We start from the raw sequence: 17151 nt of genomic DNA on the forward strand, positions 1-17151 counted from the left end.
CAAAGGATTGTTCATGAACATGGATGCTTCCTCCACACCGGAAAACAACGTCGGGCTGGATTTCCTGCACGTCCGCATCAATCAGGACAACGCCTCCGGGCGCTTCGGCAAGAAAGTCCATACCCGGTTCCCTCCTGAGCCGAACGGCTATCTGCACATCGGCCATGCCAAGTCCATCTGCATCAACTTCGGGCTGGCGCAAGAGTACGGCGGGCTGTGCAACCTGCGCTTCGACGATACCAATCCGGTGAAGGAAGATACCGAATACGTGGATTCCATCCGTGAAGACGTGCATTGGCTCGGCGGCGAATGGGACGATCGGGAGTATTACGCTTCCAACTATTTCGATCAATTGTATGCGTTCGCCGAGCAGCTCATCCGTGACGGCAAGGCATACGTGGACAGCCAGAGCGCCGAGGAAATCCGCGCCAGCCGGGGCACGCTCACGCAGCCGGGTACGGAAAGCCCGTACCGGAACCGTTCCGTCGAGGAAAACCTTGATCTGTTCCACCGGATGCGCGACGGCGAGTTCGCTGACGGGGAGCATGTGCTCCGCGCCAAGATCGACATGGCTTCCCCCAATGTGGTCATGCGCGACCCCACGCTGTACCGCATCCGTCATGCGGAACACCACCGGACGGGCAACAAGTGGTGCGTCTATCCCATGTACGACTTCACGCACTGCCTGTCCGACTCGCTGGAAGGCATTACGCATTCCATCTGTACGCTGGAGTTCGTCAACAACCGTGAGCTGTACGATTGGGTGCTCGACGCGCTGGGCGTGTACCACCCGCAGCAGATTGAGTTCGCCCGCCTTGGGCTGACCTATACCGTGCTGTCCAAGCGCAAGCTCATCCAGCTCGTGAAGGGCGGATTCGTGCGCGGCTGGGACGATCCCCGCATGCCCACCATTTGCGGGATGCGGCGCCGGGGGTATACCCCGGAAGCCATCCGGGACTTCTGCTCCCGCATCGGCGTGGCCCGCGCGGAAAACCTGGTGGAATACAGCCTGCTTGAGTTCTGCGTGCGCGAACACCTGAATGCGGTTGCCCCGCGCACGATGGCCGTGCTCGATCCGATCAAGGTCGTCATCGAGAACTATCCTGAAGGGCAGGTGGAATGGTTCGACATGCCGTTTAGCCAGGACGGCAGCGTGGAAGGCAGCCGCAAGGTGCCGTTCAGCCGTGAGCTTTACATTGAGCGGGACGACTTCCGCGAAGATCCGCCGAAGAAGTTCCATCGCCTTTTCCCCGGCTCGGAAGTCCGCCTGCGTTATGCCTACTATGTTACGTGCAAGGACGTGATCAAAGATGCGGACGGCAACATCGTGGAGCTGCGTTGTACGTACGATCCCGAATCGAAGGGCGGGTCTACGCCCGACGGACGCAAGATCAAGGGCACCATCCATTGGGTTTCCGTGCCTCACGCCGTGCCCGCCGAAGTGCGCCTGTACGAGCACTTGTTCACGTCCCCCACGCCCGGCAATACGCCCGAAGGCGTGGAGTTCACGGATCTGCTGAATCCCGGCTCGATGCGTGTCGTGACCGCGCAGGTCGAACCCGCTCTGGCGGAATTCCCTGCCGGGGCCCGCGTGCAGTTTGAGCGCCTTGGGTATTTCTGTGTCGATCCGGACAGCAAGCCCGGTGCGCCTGTCTTCAACAGGACGGTGACGCTCAAGGACTCGTGGGCGAAGATCGAAGGCAAACAATAAAGGAAAGGGATGCTCCGTTTATGGAGCTTTTAACGGCATAGCCCTGAAAGGAGGCTGCGCGGCGGTATTCCGTTTGCGCGGCCTCCGCTCTTTTGGGGAAGGCCCTAGGTCGTATCGTCAATTAGATGTAGTATATTGAAATTATTAAACTATTTTCATGTTGCAAAAAGATTGTTTCATTAATTTCAAATAGTTGTATGAAAAAGAACGACACGGCCTAGCCCCCTTTGCTGAAAACTTGGGGCAGGGGGAGCCGCAGGGCGTCCGGCGGGAAGGGGCCGGGTGGGGCAGGGGGCCGGGAGGCGCAACCCTGTTTTGTGGAAACGGCATGTTTGGCGCGAGGATAAAGGCCGGGCCCATTCTTCTGCCCGGTTGAAATCAGGGACTGTGTTTTTCTTCCGAAGCCTGTATGATGAAGCCTTGCGGGGGAGGCCCCTCCGTGCTAGAGCTTGCCCCGCATCTTGCGTATAACTTTTTTGACAAGCAGTGCTTGCCGCTTTTCAGAGGCCGCGTCATGATTCTCGTCCGATTGTTCCGTGTCTATGCGTCCGCGCTGCTGTGCGCAGGGGCCTTGCTGTTCCCTGAAAACGCTTCCGCCAATGGCGCGGGGACGGTGGTGGACGGGCGCGCCATCCTGAAAATGAGCAAGGGGAGCAATCTTTGCGCGTTGACGTTTGACGACGGCCCCAGCAGGCATACCGGGCGCCTGATGGAGATCCTGCGGGAGCGGGGCATCCACGCCACGTTCTTTGTCGTGGGCAGGCAGGTCAAATACCACCCTGAGCTCATCGTGCGCCTCCAGCAGGAAGGACATGAAATCGGCAACCATACCTATTCGCATAAGTCGCTCCGCCATCTTGCCGCCGATGTGCAGCGGAGTGAAATCCTGAGCGTTCAGGAAGCGTTGCGGAAACTCGGCGTGCATTCGCGCTACATCCGGCCTCCGTACGGAAATTTTGATGCCAATACTGTGGCGATAGCCAAGGCCGAAGGGGCGGACATCATGCTGTGGTCCATCGACAGCATGGACTGGTCGAAGCGGGCGAGCATCGAGAATATGAAGACGCTCATCAGCGGGCAGAAGCTGCGCGGCGTTTTCCTGTTCCATGATACCCATGAGCAGACCATAGAAGCCCTGCCCGAAATCCTTGATCGCCTGAGCGCGGACGGCTGCCAATTTGTGACGGTTTCCGAATATCTTGCGGCCTTGCGCCAAGATGCCCTGCCTGAGGGGGGCAAGGATGCCCCCGTAATTCAAGGGAACCCGCAGCAGCCGGTTCCTCCCCAGGAGGCCCAAGCGGAGCGGGAAGCGCCGCGCCAGTTGTTCCAGCCCGGCGACGTGCATGAAGTCCGCTGGCGGGTGGCCCCAAAGACGGAGGCGTCAGGAGCCGAACCGCTGGCGGGGCATTCGCCGGAAGTGGGCAATGCAGGGCTAGAGGCCTTGCAGCCTTCGATTTGGTAGCGCCGGAAAGGGTGCAATGAAAAGGGAACCGAAGTTCCCTTTTTTCATAATCATACGTTGACGGTTGAGGCTACTTGCCGCAACATTTCTTGTACTTCTTTCCGCTGCCGCAGGGACAGGGCTCGTTGCGCCCGATTTTGGGCGTTTCGCGGCGGTACGGGTCTTGGCCGTGGACATTGCCGTCCACGTAGTACCAGCGGCCGTCTTCACGGCGGAAGAAAGCGTCCTCGCGCAGGGACTGGGGCATGCCGTTGACAGAATAGCGTGCTTCAAAGGATACTTCACCAGTTTCGTCGGTTTCGGCGCCGTCCTTGGTGGTGAAGATTTCAAGGCCTTCCCATTCCACGGCTTCCGACCATTTCTTCATGTCTTCATGATCAGCCTCGTCACGGATGCTCGGATGCACCGTTTCGTTGAGGTAATCATATTTGCCGAGGGTATGGGCGGTGTAGCGCGAACGCATGAGCGCTTCGGCGGTGGGGGCGGTTTCGCGGCCTTCGATATAGGTTTCGCAGCATTCTTCGTAGGGGCGGCCAGAGCCGCAGGGACACAGGGACATGGGAATTCCTCCGGGATAAGACAGGCGTGCGGCCTGCGTGTAGTGATGTGGGGACTGGTTACGGTTTCGCGTCCTCGGAGTCAAGCCCGGCCTCTGAAACCAGAACAGCCCGCGTAAAGCGGGCCGTTATGGGAGGAAGAAAGTGATGAAGAAAGAAGAAAGGAATTACTCTATTCATAGCAATGTGCGTGCCAATATCTTGTAAAAAACGCTTTTTCTGTTTTTGACAAGGGTTGTAGGGTATTACGGGAAGGTCAAAAAGACGTTCCCTCATGGTGGGGTGCCATAATTTGTACCCGCCCGGACAATCCCTTGCTATCCGGTACATGGGAACCAAAAAATTTTACCACAGGAGATCCGTATGCAAGCCATCAGTATCATAGGGTTCAGCAATTCCGGCAAAACGACGCTCATTTCCCGGCTTTCCGAGTGTCTGGAAGCCCGGGGCCTCAAAGTCGCCATTGCCAAACATACCCACCACGAACTGGACAAGCCGGACACGGATACCGCGCTTTTGATGAGTCCGAAACGGACTATTGTAGGGCTGAGCAATACGAAGGACGGCGGGGGTGAAGCCATGATCCATTGGGGGCATCCGTGTTTCCTCCGGGATTTGGTTCCCCTGCTGGATGCGGACATCCTGCTGGTGGAAGGGGGGAAAAACATCGGCTGGCTGCCGCGTATCCTGTGTTTGCGGACTACGCCCGAACTCCTGACGGCGCTTCCTGAAGGCTGCAAGGCCCTGCATCCTGAGCTGGCGCTTGCCACGTATGGCGACAATGAGCTTCCCGGTCTGCCGTCATTCACGGCCGAAGAGCTGGATGCGCTGGTGGATCTGATTCTTGAGAAGGGGTTTTTGCTGCCCGCTCTGGATTGCGGGGCCTGTGGGGAAGCGGACTGCACCGCCATGACGCAGCGCATCGTGGCTGGGGAGAAGGCGCCCGGCGATTGCGTAGCCGCGCGCGGGAGCATAGAAGTCACCGTCAATGGCCAGTCCGTGGGGCTTAACCCCTTTACTGCACAGATGCTTTCCGGCGGCATCAAGGGGATGCTCGGTGCGCTCAAGGGCATGGTTCCCGGCGGCGAGGTTATTATCAGGATGAAAGGGTAGGGATGCAGATGTGGGGAGGGGAGGAAGAACCTTTCTGGAGAAAGGTTCTTCCTCCCCTCCCCACGCCCCACCCCTCCTTCTCCCAAGACTTTCCCCCTTATCGAATCCCTATTCGTGGTCGGGGGATTCAAGAAGGGAAGGGCGTTGTTTGTTGGATGTGTTTTGGGGGTGGCTCTGCCATGGAGTATGATTGTTTATTGGCTCTGTCATGGTATGAAGTTGTTTCATCTCCATAGTGAGGTGAAAATACAGCCTTTTTCTCCGGTTTTCCTCTTGACGGAATACAGGTTTAGGGCATTTTCTCAGTTAATCCTTTGGAACTTCAAGGAAAAAAGCATCAACCATTTTCTAGGACACAGCCTATTTATTTAGATAATATGTTGAAAATAGAGATTGTTAAAATTGGTGGCACGAGTGCCATAATTGAGTTTTTATGCTTCTGCCATGGGATGTGATTTTTATATGCACGATATATGAAAATACAGTTTTGGGCTGTGTCATAAAAAGTGGTTGATACTTTTTTTCTTGAGGTTCCAAAGGAATAACCAGCAAAATGCCTTAGTCATGGATTCGCTGAGGAAAAAATGGGTAAAAAGGCTGTATTTTTACTGTCCTGTGGAGATAAAACAACCACACACTATATAATAGAATCTAGTTTTTTAGTCTTTCGCTGGTGAGCCTTATAGCTGAAGTCTTTTATTGGTTATTTTTTGGGAACTTCAAGAAAGAAAACATCAACTGTTTGCTGGCAGTATAGTCTTTTAAAATGGCTGTGTCATGAAATGTTCGATGCTTCATTTTTTGAAGTTTCAAAGGAATAACCAACAAGATGTTTCAGTCATGGAGTCCGTCAACGGAAAAGCTGGAGAAAAAAACTGTATTTTCATTATATTGTGGAGGTGAAACAATCATACTCCATGACAGAGCCTTTAAATACATATTCTATTCTTTGAATTTGAAGAAATAAAAAAGAAAAGGTTATAACATAGCCTTTTCCTGTTCAATTTTGGGTTGTGTCCTAGGTTGTGTTGTCAATTAATATAATCTATTGAGACTATTTAACTGTTTTTAAGGTTGCAAAATATTATTTTAAATAATTTCAAATAGTTATATGTATCATGACGACACAACCTAGAAAATGGTTGATGCTTTTTCCCTTGGGGTTCCAAAGGAATAACCAGCAAAATGCCTCAGCTATGGATTCCAACAAGGGCAAAACTGGAGAAAAAGGCTGTATTTTCACCGCTTTTGGGAGATGAAACAACCACATACTATGATAGGGCCGAATTTTTTCATGGTATTTGCCTGTAATGAGAAAGACGAGAGCTCCTCGTCTTTTTTTATGTACAACCGGGAGACGGACGCCTCCGAAACGGAATGACGCGCTTCTCGTTTTGTCATTGACCCGGATAAAAGTCTTTGGGGGAGAGGGGGAGGCTTGGAGGGGGAGGGGCCCCTTTCTCCAGAAAGGGGCCCCTCCCCCTCCAATTCCCTCTAAAAAGATTCTTCAACAACAAGATCCGCCAGCGGCTTGCGGCTCGTGTGCCGCTCGGACGGGTGCGCATTTTCCGCCGCGTAGCCGATGGAGAGGATGTGCTCAGGCTCGATGCCTTCGGGGATGCGGAAAAGCTCGCGGATAACCGAGGGATCGAAACGGGTCATCCAGCAGCTTCCCAAACCCAGATCGGCCGCCTCCAGAAGCATATGCGTCGCCACGATTGCGGTGTCGGTGTCGACCATGCCCTTGCCGTCGTAGGGGCGTACCCACGCTTCGGAAGGGACGCCGCAGACGATGATCGCCAGAGGGTAGCCTTGCACGTTGGTGCATTTGGAGAGCTTCTCCAACCCTTCGGCTTGCTGTACGACGAGAAACTTGTGCGGCTGGTTGTTTTTTGCCGTGGGGGCTGCGCGCCCCGCCTCAAGGATGCGCTCAAGCTTTTCCGCCTCAACGGGCTTGGGGAGATAGGAGCGGACGGCGTATCTTTTCTGGGCAAGGGAAAGGAAATCATTCATGGTAAACCTCCAAAGTCGTTTGCCTGTACTATAGGGGGATGATTCCTTATTGCAAGTACGCACATTTTTATCCTATAGTCACTAAAAAGATACTGAAGGGGCGGCCTGTGGCATGAAGCAGATCAAACCGCACTATGACTGCTCGCTGGAGCTGGCGATGGAACTGGTGGGCGGCAAATGGAAGCTCGTCCTTTTGTGGCAACTGCTGGGCGGGGCCAAGCGGTTCAGTGAACTCAAGCGCAAGTTGGGGGACGTCACCCAGAAGATGCTGACCCTCCAGCTCCGCGAACTGGAGGCGGCCGGGCTGCTTACCCGGACGGTTTATCCGGTCATCCCGCCCCATGTGGAATATTCGCTGACGGAGAGGGGGATGGAGCTTGCCCCAGTGCTGCGGGGCTTGTGCGCATGGTCGGGAAAATACGCCTTGGAGAAGGGCATCACGCTTGCCGCACCGCCGCCCTCCGGGGACGGAAAGGATTTGCCCGGCGCGGCGGAATCTTTGCCGGAAGCTTGACTTTTGGGATAAAGATGGGTAACGCTCTGGGGCTTGCAAATTGTGAAGTCCCTGCATCACGGAGAAGTTCATGTTCGAAAGTTTGTCTGACAGGTTGTCCAGCGCGTTCCGCTCCCTGAGCGGCCGGGCGCAGCTCACCGAGGAAAATATCCGCGATGGCCTGCGTGAGGTGCGTCTCGCCCTGTTGGAAGCCGACGTCAACTTCAAGGTCGTCAAGGAGTTCGTGGAGCGTGTGCGCGAACGCGTGCTCGGTCAGGAAGTCGAAAAAAGCCTGACCCCCACGCAGCAGCTCGTTAAGGCTGTGCATGACGAACTCGTTACCCTGCTCGGCGGCGAAACCACCGAACTGAACCTGCGCGGCGCGCAGCCCGGCGTCATCATGATGGTGGGCCTTCAGGGTTCCGGTAAGACCACATCGGCGGGCAAGCTCGCCAACCTGCTGCGCAAGCAGAAAATGCGGCCTTACCTCGTTCCCGTGGACGTCTACCGTCCCGCCGCCATCGATCAGCTCCGCACGCTTGCCCGGCAGCTCGACATCCCCTGCTTCGCTTCTTCGTCGGACATGAAGCCCGTGGACATTGTCCGCGCCGCGCTCGAAGACGCCAAAGAGAAGCAGTGCACCGTGGTCATCCTCGACACGGCGGGCCGCCTGCACATCGACGCCCCGCTCATGCAGGAACTGGTGGACATCAAGTCCGCCGTACAGCCGCAGGAAATTTTGTTTGTGGCCGACGCCATGACCGGTCAGGATGCCGTGACCGTGGCCGAAGCCTTCAACAAGGATTTGGCCCTGACCGGCGTGGTTCTGACCAAAATGGACGGCGATGCCCGCGGCGGCGCGGCCCTGTCCATCAAGTCGGTGACGGGCGCTTCGGTCAAATACGTCGGCGTCGGCGAAAAGCTTTCCGATCTTGAGGTGTTTCATCCCGAACGCGTGGCGGGGCGTATCCTTGGCATGGGCGACATGCTCACGCTCATCGAAAAGGCGCAGAGCTCTTTCGAGGCGGAAGAAGCCGAAGCCATGGCCAAGAAGCTGCAAAAGGCCACGTTCGATTTTGAGGATTTCCGCACCCAGATGCGCCGCATGAAGAAGATTGGGTCTCTGGAAAGCATTCTCAAGCTTATCCCCGGACTTGGCGGCCTGACCGCCAAGCTCGGCGATCTGAAGGTCCCGGAACAGGAAATGGCGCGCACTGAAGCCATCATCAATTCCATGACCATGAAAGAGCGCCGGAACCCGGATCTTATCAACGGCAGCCGCCGGCAGCGCATCGCCGCCGGTTCCGGCACGACCGTGGCGCAGGTCAATCAGGTTTTGCGCCAGTTCACCCAGATGCGTCAGATGATGCAGCAGGTGATGAACCCCAAAGCCAAGGGCGGCAGGCCGAAGATGCCTCCGTTGCCCAAGGGGATGGGGGGAATGGGCGGTTTGCCCGGTATGGGAGGGCTCCCCGGTATGGGCGGCCTTTCCGGGATGGGTGGTTTGCCCGGCATGGGCGGACTCCCCGGTATGGGCGGGATGCCCGGCTTGCCCGGAGCTCCGGGCAGCGGTAAGTCCGCCACGAAAAAGAAAAAGGCGGAAAGGCAGAAGCGCAAGAAAAAGCGTTGAGCCTCTTCCGTTTGCGGGCCGCGTCGGCACCCGGTCGGTTATTCCCCGGCCGAAAGGCTGGTGGCGAGTTTCCGGCCCAGTCGTACAGGTCGCAAGGCATTTCCCCTTGTCCTTGAGCAACAACTTTATACGATACCAATAGGAGAGTTCCAATGTCCGTTAAACTGAGACTTACCCGCATGGGCAACAAGAAGCGTTCCTTCTTCCGCATCGTGGCCGCCAACAGCGCCAGCCGCCGTGACGGTCGTCCGCTGGAGTTCCTCGGCTACTACAATCCGCAGGTCAGCCCCGCCGACATCAAGATCGACACCGACAAGGTGCAGAAGTGGATGGATCTCGGCGCCGAGATGAGCGACACCGTGCGCTCGCTCATGAAGCAGTACGCGAAGAAGGCCGACGCCTAGTCCGCCTTTCGGTTGTCCGGCTTTTCAGCGACCCGGTCGGCCTCTGCGGGTCGGATCGGGTCGTTTGTTTTTCTCCGTTGATGTGAAAAGGGCGGGAAGCCCCATCTTCTCTTTGCCCGCATGTGCTGCCGGGCGGAGAGGCTCCGCGTCACAATTCCGGCGGCATGTTTGGTGAATACCGTTTTCCCAAAAAACTCTGCCGCTGAGAGATGTTTTCCCTCACCGAACAGGGCAGGTACGCTATGAAAGATTTTGTGGAATTTGTCGCCAAAGGGCTTGTGGACAAGCCCGAAGACGTGCAGGTCGTCGAGGTGGAAGGGGAGCAGGGGGCCGTCCTTGAACTGCGCGTTGCCAAAGAAGATCTCGGCAAAGTGATCGGCAAGCAGGGCAGAACCGCCCGTGCGCTCCGTACCCTGCTCGGCGCGGCCTCTTCCAAGGCCCACCGCCGCGTCATGCTGGAAATCGTGGAGTAGTCCGTGGCGGAACAGCGCAACATCCCGGCCGATCTGGTCGAAATAGGCACGCTCGCCCGTCCCCACGGCATCCGTGGGGAAATCCGCGTCAATTACTATGCCGATTCGCTGGAGCTTCTGCGCGGGGACGTGGTGTATCTTCAGGCCGGGAACAAGCCTCCCAGAAAGATGGAGATCGATACCGTCCGCATGCATCAGGGGATGCCGCTGATCCGGTTCGTCGAGGCCCCCGATCGTACGGCCGCCGAATTTCTGCGCGGCCAGACGCTCCTTATCCCGGAATCCGCCTTGCCGGAGCTTGATGAGGATGAGGTCTATCTGCACGATATGCTCGGCCTTTCCGTGGTGCTTGACGCAACGGGGCAAAAGCTTGGCGTGCTGGATCACGTCCTTTTCCACGGCGAACAGGAAATTTGGGCCATCCTCACGCCGGAAGGCAAGGAAATTCTGCTTCCCGCCGTACCCGAATTTGTCGCGGACATCGATCTCGATACTGAGGTTATCCGCATTACCCCGCCCGAAGGATTGCTCGAACTCTATATGTGATGTGCCTTTCAGGCGGTTCCGCACGTTCCCGCTTTTGCTGTCAGGGGATTCTCTGGGAAGGGGCCTTTCAGAAAAGGCGAAGTGGCGTCAGAAAAGTGAATGGATGAAAAGGCCGTCCGGAAGGGCGGCCTTTTTGTATGGATTCAGCCCGTTGAGGACGCGAAGTGTCCGAAACAAGAAAGCAGCCGCTATGCGGGTGGAGACAACAGTTACACAAAAAACACCTTTTCGGTACGATGAAGTTGTTCAAGCCCATCGTACCATAAATGGAAAGGCTGTGTTTAAGTTTGTGGTTGATACAAGATTCCAACTGGAAAGGAAGAGCTCTTTGGAGATTATCTGGAGGTCTCGCAACAATTCTTCAAGACTGGATTTCATGTAATGAACAAAAAATGAGAGAGGTCCACATCACTAGACGTGAAACGAGCTTTTATCTATTCATGATTTTCATTGAAAAAATCAGCAACCGTAAACTTAAACACAGCCAATGGAAAGGTATTGTTATGATGGCTGTGGCATAGAAAATGGTTGATGTTTTTTCCTTGAAGTTCCAAAGGAATAACCAACAAAATGCCGTAGTCATGGATTCCGTCAATGGGAAAGCTGGAGAAAAAGGCCGTATTTTTACCGTGCTGTAAAGATAAAAACTAAACTATAACAGTTAATTATTATGTATTCTAGCCTGTTGAGGGCGCAAAGCGGCTGAAACAGTAAACCACCCGCCGGCTGGCGGCTGTTGTTTTGTGAAGGCTTTGTTATAGTTTGTGGTTGTTTTATCTTCACAGTGCGGTGAAAATACGGCCTTTTTATCCGGTTTTCCCCTTGGCGGGAGCCACGGATAATGCGTTTTTCCGGTTATCCCTTTGGAACTTCAAGAAAAAAACATCAACCATTTTCTATGACACAGCCTTTGTGAATGCCAAGAAATACAGCACCAGCTGATTACTATGGCACATGATTATATGGCACAGCTTTCCTGAAAAGGACTTCCCTTCTTCCAATGCCTTTTTCAAGCGAATACGGTTTCCCGGTGTGGTTTCGTGAAAGGGGTAGCCGTCCCAATAGGGCATCATGCTCTCCCGGCACATTCCAGCAAGATTTTTGCGGTATCATCGGGGCGGTGCAGATGGACGTTGTGCCCTGAGGCGATTTCAACGACGCGCCAGAGGGGGAGCCTGCGGGCACGTTCCACAGAGAGGGCGATGGGATGAAGTTTGACGGGCGTACAGGAAACATAGGTTACGGGAACGCCGTTGCCCTGGGGGACACGGACGTCGATGCGATCAAAATAGGGCTTGATGGGTTGCGGGGTCATGTGATCCTTGAACCATTCGCGCATGGCATCGGTGGCGAAGTGCCCCGGAGCCGGGGCGGGGATGCTGATCCCACCGTCATGCCGCGCCCGGAGGATGCGCTGTTCGGCTTCCTCATTCGGGATCAGATCCATCGCGCATTCGCCGGGCTTGGGAACCATTGCATCAAGATAGACGATGTGGCGCAGGCATTGCGGGATGCGTTCGGCTACCACCGTCAGGACAATGCCCGCGTAGCTATGCCCCACAAGCACAACGTCGCGCAGGTCATTGTATTTGATCAAATTGACCACATCCATGACGTGCGTTTCCAGCGAGATCCGGTCGGAAAGGAGATGGGAGCGCTCGGCAAGCCCGGTGAGGCTCATGGGGAAAACCGTATGTCCGGCATGGCGGAGCCTGTCCGCTACCGGCTTCCAGCACCATGCCCCGCACCATGAGCCGGGCACGAGGACAAAGGGCGGTTTCTGCCCTGAAAGTATCTCCGTGGTATCCATTGCTGACCTGCCTGTAGAAGTTCGTTTCGCCTTCAAGAAGATGTACCAAGAACGGAGTTCCGGTCAACCGGTTTCCCTGCGAAGCGGGGGGGATGGTATATTGTCATCTTGCGGGGCTGATGTTATAGGGACCGGGCCGCGCTTACGCGCGGATTTTTTACGGCGTGTTCCTTTCCGGCCTCCTTCCGGCCACGTTTTTTTATAAGGTGGGGGTTCATGAATAGTACTATGTGTACGGCGTTGTTGACGTTGCTTTCCATGACGCTTTTCGCCGGCAACTCTGTGCTGTGCCGTTTGGCGCTGCTTGAGTACAAAATGGAGCCCGTGACCTATACGGCGGTTCGTCTCATTTCCGGCGCGTTGATGCTGTGGCTGATCATGGCCGTGCGCCACAAGAATATTTTCAAATCCGGGACGTGGCCCGGCGCGCTGTCCTTGTTTACCTATATGGCGTGCTTTTCGTGGGCTTATGTTGAGCTGCCCACCGCCGTGGGGACGCTGATCATCGCTGTGGCGGTGCAGACCACGATGATCGGTTTCGGATTTTTCTCTGGAGAACGCCCTAGTACCCAGCAGGGCATCGGCATCGGCATCGCGCTGGTCGGCCTTGTCTTTTTGCTGTTGCCGGGATTGACCGCACCGCCGCTTTTCAGTTCCCTGATTATTTTCATATCCGGTGCGTCATGGGGCGTTTATTGCTTGTGCGGCAAAGGCGTGAGCGATCCCGCCGCGTCAACCGCGGGCAATTTCATGAAGGCCGTCCCCTTCACTTTGCTCATGATGCTTTGCCTGCCTTCGCAGGTGAGTTTCGATAATCCCGGTATGTGGTACGCTCTGGCGGCCGGTGCGCTGGCTTCCGCGGGCGGCTATGTGATTTGGTATATGGTCGTGGTTCGGTTTACGGTTACCGTTGCGGCTGTCGTCCAGTTGAGCGTCCCCGTGATTACCGCCATCGGCGGCGTATTGTTCGTCAACGAGCCTATTACGCTGCGCGTGGCCCTCAGTTCCGCAGCCATCCTTGGCGGCATTTTCTTTGCGACGGCCTTTCGGAAAGGGTAGGGATGTGAGGAAAAGGCTATGCCACGGCAAATGATTGTTTATTTCTTAAAATTTCAAATAGCTAACTAAAATATTTTATAGGGTTCACCACCGGAAACGGCAGAGAAAAACAGGGGTTCTCCCTATCTGTGAAGATGAAACAACCACATCCCTGACATGCCTATTCTTCAAAGAAGAGCATCCGCGCGCGGATGCTCTTCTTTTTTCGTGAACGAAAACTCCCCGCTAAGTGGGGAGTTCCAAAAAGGCGATGCTTACACCTATCCTCAAAAAAGCTCTCCTTTGCTTAGAAAGAAGTAATTTTGACTTCTCATGAATAAGCAAAGGAGAGCAACAATGGAAGAGCAGAGTTTAGAGCATACTCTTTGGAATTGCAAATATTATACCGTAGGTGCTCCAAAGTTCAGGAGTGATATTGTTTATAGGAAGTACCGAAAGAGATTGGTTCGATTTTACGAAAATTGTGCGAATATAAACGGATTGGGATATTGAAAGCGAATACGTGTGTTGATCATATACATATGTATATCAAAATTCCTCCCCAATATAGTGTTTCCCAAATCATGGGCTACTTGAAAGGAAAAAGCAGTTTGGTGATATTCGAGCAGTTCTCTAATCTTAAGCATAGGTTTGGGAATTGTCATTTCTGGTGCAAAGGCTATTTTGTCAGTACGGCAGGTGTGAATGAGACTACAATAATCAAGTATATCCGTGAACAGGAAACGCGCGACAAAATAGCCGATCAACATAGCCTGATAGAGCATGAAAACCCATTTATGGGTAGCCAGGAACAATGGCAGAAGTCAGGACATGCCTGCTTAAGCGGGCAGACAAGTACCGGGCCCTTATAGGGCCAAATCAAACCGCCCCTTGAAGGGGCGGTCATGATTCCAAGGCTGTGTCATAGAAAACGGTTGATGCTTTATTTCTTGAAATTCCAAAGAAATAACCAATAAAATCCCCCAATCATGGAGCCCGCCAACGGAAAAATTGGAGAAAAAGCATATATTTTCAGTATATTGATGAAACAAAACAACCATGTACTCTGACAAAGCCTTTTCCAATGGCAATACTGTCCACACCGGATAAAATCGTCATGAGGGATTCGATAAAGGCGAAAGTCTTGGGAGGGGAGAGGGTGGGGCTTGGGGAGGGAGAGGGGAACCTTTCTCCAGAAAGGTTCCCCTCTCCCTCCCCAACAGCTTTTTACCCCATGACCCGATAGCAGATAGCCGGGGCAAGGAGGAAATCGCTCTTGCGCATGGTTTCGATAGCCTTGCGGATGGCGGAAACCGGGGCTTCGTGGGTCATGAAGACGAGGGGCACGCCCGCTTCGCTCTGCCCCTTCTGGATCGCCTGCGCGATGCTGACGCCCTGATCGGAGAGCGCGCCGGAAAGGTCGCGCAGGACGCCGGGATCGTCCTTGACCATGAAACGCATGTAATAGGTGCTGGAGGCTTCTTCCGGGGGCAGGATGTCGGCTTGCGGGAGCACCTGTTTGACGAAGCCGGAGTTCAGCCTGTTGTTCCGGCGGGCGATGGAAATGAGATCCCCAAGCACCGCGCTGGCCGTGGGCAGGCTGCCCGCGCCGAGCCCGTGCAGGAAGAGGGAACCCACCGCGTTGCCTTCCACGCGCACGGCGTTGTACGCGCCGCCCACGCGGGCAAGGAGATAGGTGTGGTTCACCAGCGTCGGGAAGACGCCCGCTTCGAGCTTGCCGTCACGCATCCGGGCGCGACCGAGCAGCTTGATGCGGTAGCCGAACTCGCGGGCAAAATCGATGTCCATCTTGTCGAGGTTGCGGATGCCTTCGATGGGCATTTTCGTATAGGGGTAGTCCACGCCCCATGCAAGGCGGATAAGCAGCACGAGCTTATGCGCGGTATCGAACCCGTCGATGTCCAGCGTGGGATCGGCCTCGGCGTAGCCCTTTTCCTGCGCTTCGGCGAGGGCCGGGGCGAAGCTGACGCCCTTGCTGGTCATTTCCGAAAGGATATAGTTGCCGGTGCCGTTCAGGATGCCTTCGAGCGAAGTGATACGGTTCCCGGTGAGGCTTTCCTTCAGCGTCTGGACGATGGGGATGCCGCCTGCAACGCTGGCTTCATAGAGCAGGGTGGCGCCCTTTTCGTCGGCCAGCCGGAACAGGCTCTCGCCTTCTTCCGCGAGCAGGGCCTTGTTGGCGGTGACGACCTGTTTGCCGTTTGCAAGGCTGCGCGTGATGAGTTCCTTGGCCGTGTCGATGCCGCCCATCAGCTCGATGACCACGTCAATGTCGGGATCGTCGGCAAGGGCCATAGGATCGGTGGTCAGGCGTACGCCTTCCGGGAGATCGCGTTTACGGTTCGGATTGCGGACGGCGACGGCTTTCAGGTTGAAGCCGCAGCCGGATCGGGCCCGGATTTCTTCGGCATTTTCGGACAGCAGGCGCACAAGGCCGCCGCCGACGGTTCCGAGTCCGGCCAGTCCTATATTCAGGGTCGTATTCATCAACAGATGTCCTTTGGGCTGAAGTACTCGCGGAAGGGACGGAAGTATCTGTCCGTAGCGTAAGGCCGTATCTATAGTAGGGAACGCCGCCGTCTGTAAAGGGAGGGGCTGTGGGAGGCATCCGCCTTTTCGATGATTTTTTAAAAATTCATTTTGAATTTCAACTAACTGAAATGCGTCTTTCATTGCAGAAGCGAATGTCTCGGCTGTGGGATGAAGATAAAAAAGTCATGCTCCGCTTGGGGGTTCGTCTCTGGACGCCGAAAACGAATCGTGTTTTGATGGCGGGAGTCACACGGAGGAAAGAACATTGAGCGGAAATACTTTCGGACGCCTTTTTCGTCTGACCACCTACGGCGAATCCCACGGCCCGGCGCTTGGCGGCGTGGTGGACGGTTGCCCGGCGGGCATCGCCCTCTCGGAGGAACTTCTCCAGAAGGAACTCGACCGGCGGCGTCCCGGCGGCGGCACGGCCGGGACTACGCGCAAGGAGCCGGACGCCGTCCGGCTGCTGTCCGGCGTTTTTGAAGGCGTGACCACGGGGACGCCCATCGGATTCCAAATCGGGAACACCAACCAGCGTTCCGGCGATTACGGGCCGCTGGCGGCGGTCTGGCGTCCGGGGCACGCGGATATGACCTATGACGCCAAGTACGGCGTGCGCGACTTCCGGGGCGGGGGGCGTTCTTCGGCCCGCGAAACCGCCGCCCGCGTGGCCGGCGGGGCCATTGCCCGCGCGCTGCTCGCGGCGCAGGGGATTTCGGTGCGCTCCTGCACGCTGGAAATCGGCGGCATGCCCGCCCCGGCGTTTACGCCGGAAGACATGGCGGGCGCGGCTTCCCGTCCGTACTGTGCCCCGTGTGAGGCCGCCGTGGAGCCTTGGGAAGCGTTGGTTCGCACCGTGCGCGGCGAGGGCGACACGCTCGGCGGCATCGTCCGGGTGGAGGTGCTCGGCGTGCCCGCCGGTCTGGGCGAACCCGTGTTCGATAAGCTGGATGCCGTGCTGGCGCAGGCGCTTATGAGCGTAGGTGCGGTCAAGGGCGTGGAGATCGGCGACGGTTTCGCCGCGGCCCGCAGCCGGGGGAGCTTCAACAACGACGCCTACCGCCCGGCCGAGGCCGGATCGACGCCGGGCAATCCCGCCACCAACCATTGCGGCGGCATCCTCGGCGGCATTTCGACCGGCCAGCCGCTGGTGATGACCGTGGCGATCAAGCCCATCCCCTCCATCGCCAAGGAACAGCAGAGCGTGAACGCCGAAGGCAGCCCCGTATCCTTGCGTGTGGGCGGGCGGCACGACATCTGCGCCATCCCGCGCGTCAACCCCGTGCTTGAGGCGATGGCCGCCCTGACCGTGGCCGACGCCCTGCTGCTGCAACGGCGGATGGGGTAG

General features: G+C 56.1%; 15 protein-coding genes and 1 pseudogene. 12 read left to right on the top strand and 4 right to left on the bottom strand.

Translation table 11 applies throughout. From position 1 onward, the window contains the following. Window positions 1-13: 13 nt before the first annotated feature. Window positions 14-1711 carry a glutamine--tRNA ligase/YqeY domain fusion protein gene (locus AC6I1V_RS00375; protein ID WP_482334534.1) on the top strand — a complete coding sequence of 566 codons (1698 nt, stop codon included), beginning with the start codon at window positions 14-16 and terminating at the stop codon, window positions 1709-1711. Between the two features lie 514 nt (window positions 1712-2225). Then, complete coding sequence (locus AC6I1V_RS00380; protein ID WP_497736730.1) at window positions 2226-3173, top strand: polysaccharide deacetylase family protein; 948 nt, start codon at window positions 2226-2228, stop codon at window positions 3171-3173. 70 nt (window positions 3174-3243) lie between these two features. On the opposite strand, the gene AC6I1V_RS00385 is transcribed toward AC6I1V_RS00380, so the two are convergent. Next, complete coding sequence (locus tag AC6I1V_RS00385; protein WP_302554119.1) at window positions 3244-3732, bottom strand: YchJ family protein; 489 nt, start codon at window positions 3730-3732, stop codon at window positions 3244-3246. 361 nt (window positions 3733-4093) lie between these two features. Between AC6I1V_RS00385 and AC6I1V_RS00390 the strand changes: the two genes are divergently transcribed. Next, window positions 4094-4843, top strand: coding sequence for a molybdopterin-guanine dinucleotide biosynthesis protein MobB (locus AC6I1V_RS00390; protein WP_302554120.1), 750 nt, complete (start codon window positions 4094-4096; stop codon window positions 4841-4843). A 1494-nt stretch (window positions 4844-6337) separates the two neighbouring features. Here AC6I1V_RS00390 and AC6I1V_RS00395 read toward each other — a convergent pair. Then, entirely contained in the window at window positions 6338-6856 is a 519-nt protein-coding gene (locus AC6I1V_RS00395; RefSeq protein WP_497736731.1) for a nitroreductase family protein, read from the bottom strand. 112 nt (window positions 6857-6968) lie between these two features. Here AC6I1V_RS00395 and AC6I1V_RS00400 point away from each other — a divergent pair, with 112 nt between their 5' ends. The 5 genes from AC6I1V_RS00400 (at window position 6969) to rimM (ending at window position 10402) form a co-directional block, all read left to right on the top strand. Continuing rightward, window positions 6969-7370: a winged helix-turn-helix transcriptional regulator gene (locus tag AC6I1V_RS00400; protein ID WP_302554122.1), complete on the top strand. Its 402-nt coding sequence runs from the start codon at window positions 6969-6971 to the stop codon at window positions 7368-7370. A 70-nt stretch (window positions 7371-7440) separates the two neighbouring features. After that, on the top strand, window positions 7441-8979 hold the full coding sequence (ffh, locus tag AC6I1V_RS00405) for a signal recognition particle protein (protein WP_479859927.1): 1539 nt from the start codon (window positions 7441-7443) through the stop codon (window positions 8977-8979). Window positions 8980-9131: 152 nt separating this feature from the next. Further along, on the top strand, window positions 9132-9383 hold the full coding sequence (gene rpsP, locus AC6I1V_RS00410; protein WP_302554124.1) for a 30S ribosomal protein S16: 252 nt from the start codon (window positions 9132-9134) through the stop codon (window positions 9381-9383). Between the two features lie 242 nt (window positions 9384-9625). Next, on the top strand, window positions 9626-9856 hold the full coding sequence (locus AC6I1V_RS00415) for a KH domain-containing protein (protein WP_005026147.1): 231 nt from the start codon (window positions 9626-9628) through the stop codon (window positions 9854-9856). Window positions 9857-9877: 21 nt separating this feature from the next. Continuing rightward, a complete protein-coding gene (gene rimM / locus AC6I1V_RS00420; protein ID WP_302554125.1) occupies window positions 9878-10402 on the top strand; it encodes a ribosome maturation factor RimM in 525 nt (174 codons plus the stop codon). 1069 nt (window positions 10403-11471) lie between these two features. On the opposite strand, the gene AC6I1V_RS00425 is transcribed toward rimM, so the two are convergent. Continuing rightward, the gene (locus AC6I1V_RS00425; RefSeq protein ID WP_497736732.1) at window positions 11472-12212 is read right to left on the bottom strand and encodes an alpha/beta fold hydrolase; all 741 of its coding nucleotides are present in this window, start codon (window positions 12210-12212) and stop codon (window positions 11472-11474) included. Between the two features lie 216 nt (window positions 12213-12428). Between AC6I1V_RS00425 and AC6I1V_RS00430 the strand changes: the two genes are divergently transcribed. Continuing rightward, complete coding sequence (locus AC6I1V_RS00430; protein WP_302554792.1) at window positions 12429-13271, top strand: DMT family transporter; 843 nt, start codon at window positions 12429-12431, stop codon at window positions 13269-13271. A gap of 336 nt (window positions 13272-13607) precedes the next feature. After that, window positions 13608-14122, top strand: a pseudogene (tnpA, locus tag AC6I1V_RS00435) (IS200/IS605 family transposase). 355 nt (window positions 14123-14477) lie between these two features. Here the strand turns inward: tnpA and AC6I1V_RS00440 are convergent. Further along, complete coding sequence (locus AC6I1V_RS00440) at window positions 14478-15758, bottom strand: homoserine dehydrogenase (protein ID WP_486854977.1); 1281 nt, start codon at window positions 15756-15758, stop codon at window positions 14478-14480. A gap of 110 nt (window positions 15759-15868) precedes the next feature. Between AC6I1V_RS00440 and AC6I1V_RS00445 the strand changes: the two genes are divergently transcribed. Beyond that, the gene (locus tag AC6I1V_RS00445) at window positions 15869-16072 is read left to right on the top strand and encodes a hypothetical protein (RefSeq protein ID WP_486854976.1); all 204 of its coding nucleotides are present in this window, start codon (window positions 15869-15871) and stop codon (window positions 16070-16072) included. Beyond that, a complete protein-coding gene (gene aroC, locus AC6I1V_RS00450; RefSeq protein ID WP_486854975.1) occupies window positions 16069-17151 on the top strand; it encodes a chorismate synthase in 1083 nt (360 codons plus the stop codon). Before AC6I1V_RS00445 ends, aroC begins: the two co-directional genes overlap by 4 nt.

It is taken from the genome of Bilophila sp. T19-St14 (genome assembly GCF_059728385.1).

What these genes read in the sequence shown, in the direction of transcription:
- AC6I1V_RS00375 (WP_482334534.1), top strand. Translation starts at nt 14, where the DNA reads ATGAACATGGATGCTTCCTCCACACCGGAAAACAACGTCGGGCTGGAT.
- AC6I1V_RS00380 (WP_497736730.1), top strand. Translation starts at nt 2,226, where the DNA reads ATGATTCTCGTCCGATTGTTCCGTGTCTATGCGTCCGCGCTGCTGTGC.
- AC6I1V_RS00385 (WP_302554119.1), bottom strand. Translation starts at nt 3,732, where the DNA reads ATGTCCCTGTGTCCCTGCGGCTCTGGCCGCCCCTACGAAGAATGCTGC.
- AC6I1V_RS00390 (WP_302554120.1), top strand. Translation starts at nt 4,094, where the DNA reads ATGCAAGCCATCAGTATCATAGGGTTCAGCAATTCCGGCAAAACGACG.
- AC6I1V_RS00395 (WP_497736731.1), bottom strand. Translation starts at nt 6,856, where the DNA reads ATGAATGATTTCCTTTCCCTTGCCCAGAAAAGATACGCCGTCCGCTCC.
- AC6I1V_RS00400 (WP_302554122.1), top strand. Translation starts at nt 6,969, where the DNA reads ATGAAGCAGATCAAACCGCACTATGACTGCTCGCTGGAGCTGGCGATG.
- ffh (WP_479859927.1), top strand. Translation starts at nt 7,441, where the DNA reads ATGTTCGAAAGTTTGTCTGACAGGTTGTCCAGCGCGTTCCGCTCCCTG.
- rpsP (WP_302554124.1), top strand. Translation starts at nt 9,132, where the DNA reads ATGTCCGTTAAACTGAGACTTACCCGCATGGGCAACAAGAAGCGTTCC.
- AC6I1V_RS00415 (WP_005026147.1), top strand. Translation starts at nt 9,626, where the DNA reads ATGAAAGATTTTGTGGAATTTGTCGCCAAAGGGCTTGTGGACAAGCCC.
- AC6I1V_RS00425 (WP_497736732.1), bottom strand. Translation starts at nt 12,212, where the DNA reads ATGGATACCACGGAGATACTTTCAGGGCAGAAACCGCCCTTTGTCCTC.
- AC6I1V_RS00430 (WP_302554792.1), top strand. Translation starts at nt 12,429, where the DNA reads ATGAATAGTACTATGTGTACGGCGTTGTTGACGTTGCTTTCCATGACG.
- AC6I1V_RS00440 (WP_486854977.1), bottom strand. Translation starts at nt 15,758, where the DNA reads ATGAATACGACCCTGAATATAGGACTGGCCGGACTCGGAACCGTCGGC.